At 63.9% G+C, this 9,813-nt stretch carries 8 protein-coding genes and 1 pseudogene; 4 read left to right on the forward strand and 5 right to left on the reverse strand.

What is annotated here, in order from left to right; genetic code table 11:
* Positions 1-186, forward strand: a pseudogene (locus D769_RS32535) (hypothetical protein); the annotation flags it as partial.
* A 292-nt stretch (positions 187-478) separates the two neighbouring features.
* On the opposite strand, the gene D769_RS15360 reads toward D769_RS32535, so the two are convergent.
* The gene (locus D769_RS15360; RefSeq protein ID WP_152415003.1) at positions 479-1,864 is read right to left on the reverse strand and encodes a hypothetical protein; all 1,386 of its coding nucleotides are present in this window, start codon (positions 1,862-1,864) and stop codon (positions 479-481) included.
* Between the two features lie 530 nt (positions 1,865-2,394).
* Between D769_RS15360 and leuA the strand changes: the two genes are divergently transcribed.
* Together leuA and D769_RS15370 are read left to right on the forward strand one after the other, a co-directional pair.
* Positions 2,395-4,092 (forward strand): 2-isopropylmalate synthase, encoded by a 1,698-nt coding sequence (gene leuA, locus D769_RS15365; RefSeq protein WP_193750050.1) that lies wholly within the window; start codon positions 2,395-2,397, stop codon positions 4,090-4,092.
* 401 nt (positions 4,093-4,493) lie between these two features.
* Complete coding sequence (locus tag D769_RS15370) at positions 4,494-5,105, forward strand: OmpW family outer membrane protein (protein WP_008646519.1); 612 nt, start codon at positions 4,494-4,496, stop codon at positions 5,103-5,105.
* 126 nt (positions 5,106-5,231) lie between these two features.
* Here D769_RS15370 and D769_RS15375 read toward each other — a convergent pair whose 3' ends face one another.
* Entirely contained in the window at positions 5,232-6,710 is a 1,479-nt protein-coding gene (locus D769_RS15375) for an AMP nucleosidase (protein ID WP_187192310.1), read from the reverse strand.
* 238 nt (positions 6,711-6,948) lie between these two features.
* On the opposite strand from D769_RS15375, the gene D769_RS15380 reads away from it, so the two are divergent.
* Positions 6,949-7,338: a GNAT family N-acetyltransferase gene (locus D769_RS15380; protein WP_008646522.1), complete on the forward strand. Its 390-nt coding sequence runs from the start codon at positions 6,949-6,951 to the stop codon at positions 7,336-7,338.
* 60 nt (positions 7,339-7,398) lie between these two features.
* Here the strand turns inward: D769_RS15380 and D769_RS15385 are convergent, their stop codons facing one another.
* The 3 genes from D769_RS15385 to D769_RS15395 form a co-directional block, all read right to left on the reverse strand.
* The gene (locus D769_RS15385) at positions 7,399-8,148 is read right to left on the reverse strand and encodes an NAD(P)-binding domain-containing protein (protein ID WP_008646523.1); all 750 of its coding nucleotides are present in this window, start codon (positions 8,146-8,148) and stop codon (positions 7,399-7,401) included.
* Positions 8,149-8,267: 119 nt separating this feature from the next.
* A complete protein-coding gene (locus D769_RS15390; RefSeq protein ID WP_008646525.1) occupies positions 8,268-9,254 on the reverse strand; it encodes a tripartite tricarboxylate transporter substrate binding protein in 987 nt (328 codons plus the stop codon).
* A 42-nt stretch (positions 9,255-9,296) separates the two neighbouring features.
* A complete protein-coding gene (locus D769_RS15395) occupies positions 9,297-9,641 on the reverse strand; it encodes a hypothetical protein (RefSeq protein WP_008646527.1) in 345 nt (114 codons plus the stop codon).
* Between the last annotated feature and the right edge of the window lie 172 nt (positions 9,642-9,813).

Here is a 9,813-nt window from a genome sequence, read left to right on the forward strand (position 1 = left end):
GCATCGGCCAGCGGCTGGCGTGGCTGGGTCGCGCGGCGACTCGCACCTCGCGAGGCCGCCGGTTGCGCCACAGGGTGCGATACGAATAGTGGATGCAGCACCTGCGGATCCAATACCTCGACCAAGTCGACAGAGTCGGGCAGCGCCAGCAACGAGCATATTGTCCGCTTCGTGCGCAAATCCTGACGACCGGATCGACGGATGATGCCTGACGACGGCGACCTGAAAAGGTCGCCGTTTTCATTTGTGGGGATGCAACTCAGGCACGCAGAAATGGGTACGCCTTGATCCGCCTGCGTCCCTCTCCCACGGCGCAGGCAAGGGGTTGGGTGAGAGGGCGTGGAGGCTCTGCTTGCCACCTTGTCGCAATTTGAGCCGCTGATCCCTCTCACCCGGCCCCTCTCCCGCAAGCGGGAAAGGGGAGCGAACCAAGGAGGCATGCGTCCGCAGAAACGGGTACGCACCCCGCCGGAGTACGTTACTGTGCCGTGCCCGGAATCGTGATCGACAGCGGCATGGCCTCCACCCCGGCCGTGCATGTCGCCGTGACCGAGAAGGGGCCAGCCGCCGTCGGCAGGATCGACGCCGAGTTGGGCGCAAGCACCGACTGCGCGACCACGATATTGCTGCTCGTCGTCGACCACGCCCAGCTCGTCCCGCAACCGGTGATGCCCTCATCCACACCACGATGCAGCAGTTGCACCGCGATGGTCGCGCCAGCCAGGCGGTTCACTACCAATGGCTGTGGACCGTTGTAGACCAGCGCCCAGGTTGGTTGCTCCGTGACGAACAGCGTGGCGCGCGGCTTTGCGCTCAACGTCAAGCTGCCGGCCATCTCCGAAAGAATGCTCTGGAGCGGTGACGCACCGTTCGGCCGACCGGTGCTGACCGTGGTGAGACGTGTCGAGGAATCCGGCAACACGAGTAACGATGGCGATGTGGTCGTAAAGGTCCACAGGCCGGTGAAATCTGGGGTCGAGTCGTTTCCATCGCTACGCACCACCTGCGAGAGGTACGTCTGTGGGTAGCCGTTGAGCACGTTCAGCGCGTTGATCTGCGAGCCGTTCTGCGACAACACGAGCCGGTAGCTCGATACACCGGTCGGGAACACCGACACCGGGAAAGCGCCGGTCAGGGTGCTGCCATCCGGTGCCGTGACCTGAACGCTGACCACGGACAGGGCGACGGTGCTGCCCGCATTGACGCCAAGCAGCACGCCGACATTGGCCACGCCTGCCGCCTGCACCGCCGACGTGGTGCTGCGCCAGGTCCATCCGGTGGCACTGGCGGAGCGATCCGCGCCGTCGCTGTCGATCAAGGATGCCGTCACGCGCAGGGTCTGCCCGTCCGTCATCGAAAGCGATGGGTACGGCAGCGCGAGGCTGTACGTCCTGCTACCCGGCGCAACCACCGTAATCGTCGCCGATGCCTGTGGCAGCACGGTCGTCGCATTATTGGCGCCGGTCACGGTCGCCACCACGCTGATGTTGGCGATACCCAGACCCACGCCGGTCACCACTGCGCCGCCCGGTACCGATGCGTTCGCCACGACGGCGATGGAGGAATTGATGGTCGACCAGGCGAATGTGGTCGAACCGGTAACGTCATTGCCAAGATTGTCAACGACTGACGCAGTCAGCGGCATCGTGTCGCCTACCGCGACCTTGCCCGAGGTCTGGTTCAACACCAGCGTATAGGACGTTGCCACCGCGGCGGAGCCGCCGCTGCCGGCGCTACCGCCACTGCCCGCGCCACCGGATGGCGCCGATCCCGAGCCCGAACTACCGCCTCCGCCGCCGCATGCCACCATCAGCATGGCGATCGCCGCACAGGCGAGCCATGTGGTCCACGTACGTGTCCGCATGATGATCCCCTCTTGTAGTTTTGGGCCCGTTCCCAGAATCAGACTAGGCGCGATGCGGCGGATGCAATACCGGCCAGAGGATTGAGTGCGAACCAACACAAGAGGCTCGTTTCATCCCTTTGTCGGAAGACGCAACCGCCATGACGGCCGCAGATCGCACCAATGCAGCACGCATCCACGCGGATCCGCGTCCGATCCCGGGTTGACGCCAGCCCGTGTTCTGCACTACGCTCCTTGAGTCGCGCAACCGCTGCGACACATTTCCCAGCACGATGACCGCCACCGCACTCAACCTCCGCCACGCCGCCGATGCCTTGCGCATCGATGCCGCCGTGCGCGCGTGCGTCGCGGGCCTGCTGTCGTGCCGCGCCCTGGGCGCTTCCTCGCTACTGCTAAGCCTACCGATCGGTTGCCGGGCCTAGAGCCCTGTGGCAGTTCGGCAGCCTTTCGCCACCGTTTTTCCGTCCGTTTTCCATTTTTGACGCATTCGTCGCATCTTCCCTTAGCGAGGAAGGAGAATTCCCATGCCCATGTTGCAGGATCCATCCACCAAATATCGCCCCGCCACCACGGTCGACTTGCCTGACCGAACCTGGCCGTCGCGCCAGATCACGCGCGCGCCGCGCTGGATGAGCACCGATCTGCGCGACGGCAACCAGGCGCTGATCGAGCCGATGAACAGCGCGCGCAAACTGCGATTCTTCGAACAGCTCGTCAAGATCGGGCTCAAGGAAATCGAGGTGGCATTCCCCTCCGCATCGCAGACCGATTTCGATTTCGTGCGGATGCTGATCGAAGAAGATCGCATCCCCGAAGACGTCAACATCGTCGTGCTGACCCAGGCGCGCGATGACCTGATCCGTCGCACCGTAGAGTCCGTGCGCGGCGCCAGGCGCGCAACGGTGCATCTCTACAATCCGATCGCGCCCGCGTGGCGCCGCATCGTGTTCAATGCATCGCGCGAGGAGATCAAGGAAGTGGCCGTCTCCGGCACGCGCCTGATCCGTGAACTGACCGATGCCATGCCGGAAACCGCATGGACCTACGAGTACTCGCCCGAAACCTTCAGCCTGGCCGAACTCGACTTCTCGCTCGAAGTATCGGACGCGGTGTCCGCCGTGTGGGAGCCCGATGCCAACCGACCGATGGTTCTGAATCTTCCGACCACGGTGGAATGCAGCACCCCCAATGTGTTCGCGGACCAGGTCGAATGGATGCATCGCCGTCTGGCGCGGCGCGAGCACATCGTGCTGTCAGTGCATCCGCACAACGATCGTGGCACTGCCGTGGCGGCGGCGGAACTGGCCGTGATGGCCGGCGCCGATCGCGTGGAAGGCTGCCTGTTCGGCAACGGCGAGCGCACCGGCAATGTGGATCTGGTCACGCTGGCGCTGAACCTGTACACGCAGGGCGTGGACCCGCAACTGGACTTTTCCGATATCGACGAAGTGCGCCAGTGCGTCGAGCACTGCAATCAGTTGCCTGTGCACCCGCGTCATCCGTACGTGGGCGACCTGGTCTTCACGGCATTCTCGGGCTCGCATCAGGATGCGATCCGCAAGGGATTCGCCCAGCAGAAGGACGATGCGATCTGGGAGGTGCCTTACCTGCCAATCGATCCGGCCGACCTCGGACGCAGCTATGACGCGGTGATCCGTGTGAACAGCCAGTCCGGCAAGGGCGGCATGGCCTATCTGCTCGAACAGATGCACGGCATCTACATGCCGCGCCGCCTGCAGATCGAGTTCAGCCGCGCAGTGCAAGCCATGACCGATGAAACCGGGCTCGAGGCCAGCGCGGCGGATCTCTACGCACTGTTCCGCCGCGAGTATCTCGACGTCGAGGCGCCACTGCGCTACGTATCGCATCGCATGGTATCGGCCAGCGACGCCGCCGCGGAAGTGGAAATCGATATCGTGCGCGATGGTCGTCCGATGCGCATGCGTGGCACGGGCAATGGTCCGATCGATGCGGCAGTGGATGCGTTCACGCGCAGCCTGGGCGTAGCGGTGCGTGTGATGGACTATCACGAGCACGCCATGACCACGGGCGCCGATGCCAACGCAGCCTGCTATGTCGAAGTGCGCGTTGCGGACTCGGCCACGGGCTTCGGCGCGGGCGTCGATCCCAGCATCGTCACGGCGTCACTGAAGGCCGTGGTCTCCGGTATCAATCGCCATCTGCAGACCCGCGACATGTCGGAAGCCGTGCAGGCCAGGGCGGCCTGAAGACTGTCGGATGCCCTGCATCCGAGAAAACCGGTGTGCCCTCCCCCCAGAGGGCACACCGCGAAAGACGTCCTCTCGGACGCCCACGACATGCGCGGTGCACAACCACGTGCGCACAGCGTACGGGGGCGGCCGCGTGGGCGCCACGAATCATTCCGCATGTGGATAGAAGTCCTGTCCGCACAAGCTTGATCGCCGTTTGCACAAAGCGGTGGCGATCTGTCGCGCACAGGCGACGGTCAATCCCCCTTTCGAGAGCAGGGTGATTCTTGCTTGTGCTATGTCAAGGTCTGCAAGGGAACCACGGGACACACTGGGCGCACATTTTCAATGTCCAGTGCTTCCCGACCATGACCACTACCCTCTCTCCCCGCCGCAAGACCCTTGTTTCCTCCATCTGCATGGCGCTGACCGCCGCCACGATCGGCGCGCTCTCGGCACCGGCCGTGGCCGCCGACGAACAGCAGAGCAACTGGATGATCCGCCTGCGCGGCACGTTCCTGAACATGGACAACAAGTCCGACCCGGTTGGCGGTGTGGGCGCATCTGACCGGATCAGCGTCAACAACAAGTGGATTCCGGAACTGGACGTTACCTACTTCATCGTGCCGAACATCGCCGCTGAACTGGTGCTGACGATTCCGCAAAAGCAGGATGTCCGTCTGGATGGCGCGAAGATCGGCACGTTCAGCCACCTGCCTCCGAGCCTGCTGCTGCAATATCACTTCATTCCGAATGGCACCTTCCGCCCCTATGTTGGCGCTGGTGTGAACGTGACCCGCATCTGGAACGCAGACATCGCCGGCAACTCCCTCGGCCTGGACCGCTGGAGCGTGGGCCCGGCCCTGCAGGTCGGTATGGACTACAAGGTAACCAAGAACTGGTTCCTCAACGTCGACGTCAAGAAGATCTGGATCTCGAGCAACGTCTATGCGAATGGAACGGGCCAGAAGGTATCGAACGTGCAGCTCAATCCGTGGCTGTTCAGCGCCGGTGTCGGCTATCGCTTCTAAGCGGCAATTTTTCTCCTCCTTGTCAAACGGCTGAGCTCGCGACGGCTCACTCCGATTCCAGGCGCGCGGTGATACCGCGCGCTTTTTTTCGTTCACGAAGACAAGGAGGAAGGTGTCTCGGGTGTCTTATCGGAATGCTGGCTCGTCGAAGCTGCGCAGCTTTCGCGAGTGCAGTTGTTCGACGCCGTTCTCTCGCAGTATGCGGATCGCCTCCAGCCCGATGGTCATGTGCTGGCTCACGCGCTGGCGGTAGAACGCATTCGCCATGCCGCGCAGCTTGAGCTCGCCGTGTAGCGGCTTGTCCGATACGCACAGGAGCGTGCCGTAGGGCACACGCAGTCGGAAGCCATTGGCGGCAACCGCGGCGCTCTCCATGTCGATGGCAATCGCGCGTGACTGGTTGAAGCGCGCGTAGAGCGACTTCGATTTCAGTTCCCAGTTGCGATCGTCGGTAGACACCACCGTGCCAGTGCGCATCCGTGTCTTCATCTCGGTACCGGACAATCCCGTCACACGCGCCACCGCTTCCTGCAATGCCACCTGGATCTCGGCGATTGGCGGCACCGGTACCCAGGGCGGCAGGTCATGGTCGAGCACGTGGTCGTCGCGCACATACGCGTGCGCCAGCACGTAGTCGCCAAGCTGCTGCGAGCGGCGCAGCCCGCCGCAGTGGCCCACCATCAGCCAGCAATGCGGGCGCAGCACGGCGAGGTGGTCCGTCATCGTCTTCGCGTTGGAAGGCCCCACGCCGATGTTGACCAGCGTGACACCCAGCCCATCCTCGCGCACGAGGTGGTAGGCCGGCATCTGCGGCAAAGCACGTGGACGTGTCGCGTCATCCGGCTCTTGCTCGCCGAGTTGCTGGATCACGTCGCCGGGCTCGACGAAGCGCACATAGCCATCGCCACCGTCACCGGCCATCAGCGAACGGCCCAGTGTCACGAACTCGTCGACGTAACGTTGATAGTTTGTGAACAGCACGAAACGCTGGAAATGCTGCGGCGCGGTACCCGTGTAGTGATAAAGCCGCTGCAGCGCCAGATCCACGCGCTCCGCCGAGAACAGCGACAGCGGCCAGGCTTCGCCCGGAGTGGGCTCATACGTGCCATTGGCGATCGAGTCGTCGATGCGGCTCAGTTCCGGCAGCACGAATGACGCCTCGAGTTCACGCGCCTGCGTGTAGCTGATATCGGTGGTCGATGCTTCGATCACAAACGGCAGCGGGATCGGTCGGCGCGAAATCCCTACCACCACCGGCACGCGGTGATAACGCATCAGACGCTCGATCTGGTCGCGGTAGTAGTCGCACAGCAGGTCCGGCCGCGTCACCGTGGTGCCATAGACCCCCGGATAGGCCACCGTGCCCCAGGAAGGCCGGCTATCAGTGACCATCGTCTCCAGATTGACCGAGATGCCCAGATACGGATAGCACGCGTGCGCGGCCGACGGCAGCGGCTTGCCCTGGGCAAACGCGTCAAATCGCGCGCGCACGGCGGCCACTGAGCTGTCATAGATCTCGCGGATACGCGCCAGCGCGCTATCTGCGTCGTTGAACTCGGCGAGTTGATCTGCCGGGTGGGCGGAGGAGAAGATCGTGGCATTCATGGCAGGCATCATACCGCTAGCCCAAGGGACACGACAGGGCCCCGCGCAGGCCCTCGTGCGGCACCGAACGCGTGGGATTAACGGATAAAGTTGTTTGACGCAGCCGTGTTCGCTTAGCTACACTCTGTCGCCAAAACGCGCGAACCATACGCGCGCCCGTGGCGGAAGGCACTGGCGTACCCCCACTTTCGTGGGAGTAAGGCGCGCGTGCCCAAGTACCAGGCTGGAGGAATCGTCAATGGAAATCCGCAACCCGTTGCCCGCAGATATCGAGGCAGCCCGGCGTCTGCTTGCCGCCAATGGTTGGGAACAACAGGTCAGCAATCCCGAACGGTTCGCGCAGCTCATCGCCAACTCGCAACGCGTCGCAGTGGCGGTGGAGGGCGGCGAGGTCATCGGCTTCGCGCGCGCGCTCTGCGACGACATCGCAAACGGCTATATCTCGATGGTTGCCGTGGCGCCACAGCATCGCCGCCGCGGTGTCGGCCGCGCGCTGCTGCGGCATGTCATGGGCAACGATCCGGATATCACCTGGGTTCTACGCGCGGCGCGCTCGTCAGAAGCCGCATTCTTCGGCCAGCTCGGGTTCACGCCTTCGATGGTGGCGATGGAGTGGCGGCGCCGCTAAGCAAGGCCGCCACCAGATCTCACTGATCAGGTCTCACAGCAGGCATCACGGGCTCAGGCATCACGGCGCGGAATTTTGCGCCATGGCACGACGGAATTCCGCTTCCGTGCCCTCCATGTGGAACAACTTGCCTCCCGGCGCGAAGCGGTCGGCGCTGGACAAGCCTCCCACCACCACGGGCTGAAAGCCCGCATCGCGTACCAGCCTGCCGGCAATGATCAGCGCGCCGGCATCGTTCCCCGCCATCGGCACCGCCATCAACGGCCCCTTGCGATTGCTCTCACGCGCGAAAGACCCCGCGCTTGTGAAATTGAAGACGCGCACGATGCGCGCGCCCGGCAGGTACTTGGCAGTGGTCACCCCGATGCCATTGGCTTTGACCTCCTCGACGATCGCCCCATCTCGCGGCGCCACCGCGTTGGTGGCGTCGAGCACGATCTTGCCCTTCCAGTCATGCTGGCTGCCCAGTTCGGGCAACGCGCCATAAGGCACGGCAAGCAGGACGACATTGGAAAACTCGAGGGCCTGGTCCACGGTCCCGGCCTGTGCCAGCGATCCCAGTTTCTCGACCAACGGCTTGAGTTCTTCGGGATGGCGCGACGAGAACATCACCGGATGCCCCACACCCACCCAGATTCCCCCGATCGTGCCGCCGATGTGGCCGGCACCGATTACGCCGATCTTCGATCTCGGCTTGCCGCGTAGTGACTGTGCCGACGCCGGCAACGCCACGGCGCCCAACGCCGCGGACGCCACGCCGATCAGGAAACCGCGCCGCTCACTCCGAAACCCCTTGCCTGTCTGGCTCATGACACGCTCCAGTCGTTCCGATCCAGACACTCTAGGCGAAATCACGGCGCGTGGCGGGGCAAGTTGTCACGGGAACGCCCTGCCAGCGCAAAGCGTACCCGTTTCTGCGTGAAGCGAACTTACTCGGGCTGGATGTTGGCCGCCTTGATGATGCGGCCCCATTTCGCCGATTCCAGCGCCTGGAACTTCGCCAGTTCGGCCGGCGAACTTGTGAACACGTCGGTACCGGTCGACTGGTAGAAAGTGGCGGCCGTTTCGCTCCTGGCAGCCTTGACCAGCATCTGGTTCAGCTTGCCGACCACTGCGGGCGGCGTGCCGGCCGGCGCATAGGCCGCGAACCAGTAGCTCATCTCATAACCCTTCACGCCTGCCTCGTCGATCGTCGGCACGTCAGGCGCCAGCGGCGAGCGTGCCTTGCCAGAGACACCCAGCGCGCGCAGCTTGCCGCTCTTCACCTGCGGCAGCCCGGTCGCCGTGTCGGTGATCATCATCTGGATCTGGTTGCCGAGCAGGTCGGTGATCGCCAGCGGGTTGCTCTTGTACGGCACGTGCAGCAGTTCCACGTGCGCCATCTGCTGGAACAGCTCGCCAGCAATGCGCGACGACGAACTGCCGCTGCCGAAGCTGAGCTTGCCCGGCTCCTTCTTTGCCAGCGCGATGAACTCGCCCACGGTCTTGGCCGGTACCTGCGGATTGACCACCATGATCTGGCCGCCACGGCCCAACGCCGTCAGCGGCGCATAGTCCTTGACCGGGTCGTACGGCAGCTTCTTGAACAGGTGCTCATTGGCTGCGTGCGTGGTGTTGGTGGTGATCAGCACCGTATAGCCATCGGGGGCGGCCTTCGCCACGTCGCTGGCGGCAATGAAGCCGTTCGCGCCCGGCTTGTTGTCGACCACCACGGTTACCTTTGCTTCCTGCGTCACGGCCTGGCCCACGGCGCGCGCGAGCTGGTCCGTCGCGCTACCGGCCGCGAAGGGCACGACAAAGCGGATCGGCTTGTCAGGAAATTCGGCCCATGCACTACCGGCCGGCAAGGCCAGGCACGTGAATGTAGCGAAAGCGAGTAGGGCTGCGGGGGCCTGCGGCCTGCGAAACGCGGACATCTGTGTCTCCTCCAGTTGTTTTGTGATGGAACAGCTTGGCAATCATGAGGCGCCGCCGGCGAACCGCGGCGGCAAGGGAATCGGCATGTCCAGCAGCAGAAACGCCAGCGCCTTGCCGTGTGTATCGAGATTGAGCGCATCGTTGACGCCGCCATCGAGCGCGCCATCGATGACGAAGTTCATCGCGTGGATCGACGGCACCAGATAGCGTTTCACGGCCCCTGGGTGCCGATGCGCAAACAACGCACGCACCGCATCTTCGGTCACGTGCGTGACGAGGTGATCGAAATCGCGGGCATCGTAAGCAATCACGCTGATGTTGGAGCGGTCGCCCTTGTCGCCGGTGCGGCCGTGAGCAAACCGGTAGAGCTGTGTGGTTACGGTCATGGCAGGCTCCGGTCAGGACAACAGGGTATGGCGTGGCGCCAGGCACGACATCGCGTTGAGGCGCGCACGCAATGCCGTGCGCACGCCACCACCGCCCGCGGGGCCGCAGGTGTAGAGCGCATTGACCTCGCGCAGCAGCGCCTGGGCCACGGCCTTGTCCTCGTGCGCCAGC

Source organism: Cupriavidus sp. HMR-1 (genome assembly GCF_000319775.1).
GTDB lineage: Bacteria > Pseudomonadota > Gammaproteobacteria > Burkholderiales > Burkholderiaceae > Cupriavidus > Cupriavidus metallidurans.

Excerpts from the sequence above, each read along its gene's own strand:
- D769_RS15380 (WP_008646522.1), top strand. The coding sequence starts at position 6,949 with ATGGAAATCCGCAACCCGTTGCCCGCAGATATCGAGGCAGCCCGGCGT.
- D769_RS15385 (WP_008646523.1), bottom strand. The coding sequence starts at position 8,148 with ATGAGCCAGACAGGCAAGGGGTTTCGGAGTGAGCGGCGCGGTTTCCTG.
- D769_RS15395 (WP_008646527.1), bottom strand. The coding sequence starts at position 9,641 with ATGACCGTAACCACACAGCTCTACCGGTTTGCTCACGGCCGCACCGGC.
- leuA (WP_193750050.1), top strand. The coding sequence starts at position 2,395 with ATGTTGCAGGATCCATCCACCAAATATCGCCCCGCCACCACGGTCGAC.
- D769_RS15370 (WP_008646519.1), top strand. The coding sequence starts at position 4,494 with ATGGCGCTGACCGCCGCCACGATCGGCGCGCTCTCGGCACCGGCCGTG.
- D769_RS15390 (WP_008646525.1), bottom strand. The coding sequence starts at position 9,254 with ATGTCCGCGTTTCGCAGGCCGCAGGCCCCCGCAGCCCTACTCGCTTTC.
- D769_RS15360 (WP_152415003.1), bottom strand. The coding sequence starts at position 1,864 with ATGCGGACACGTACGTGGACCACATGGCTCGCCTGTGCGGCGATCGCC.
- D769_RS15375 (WP_187192310.1), bottom strand. The coding sequence starts at position 6,710 with ATGAATGCCACGATCTTCTCCTCCGCCCACCCGGCAGATCAACTCGCC.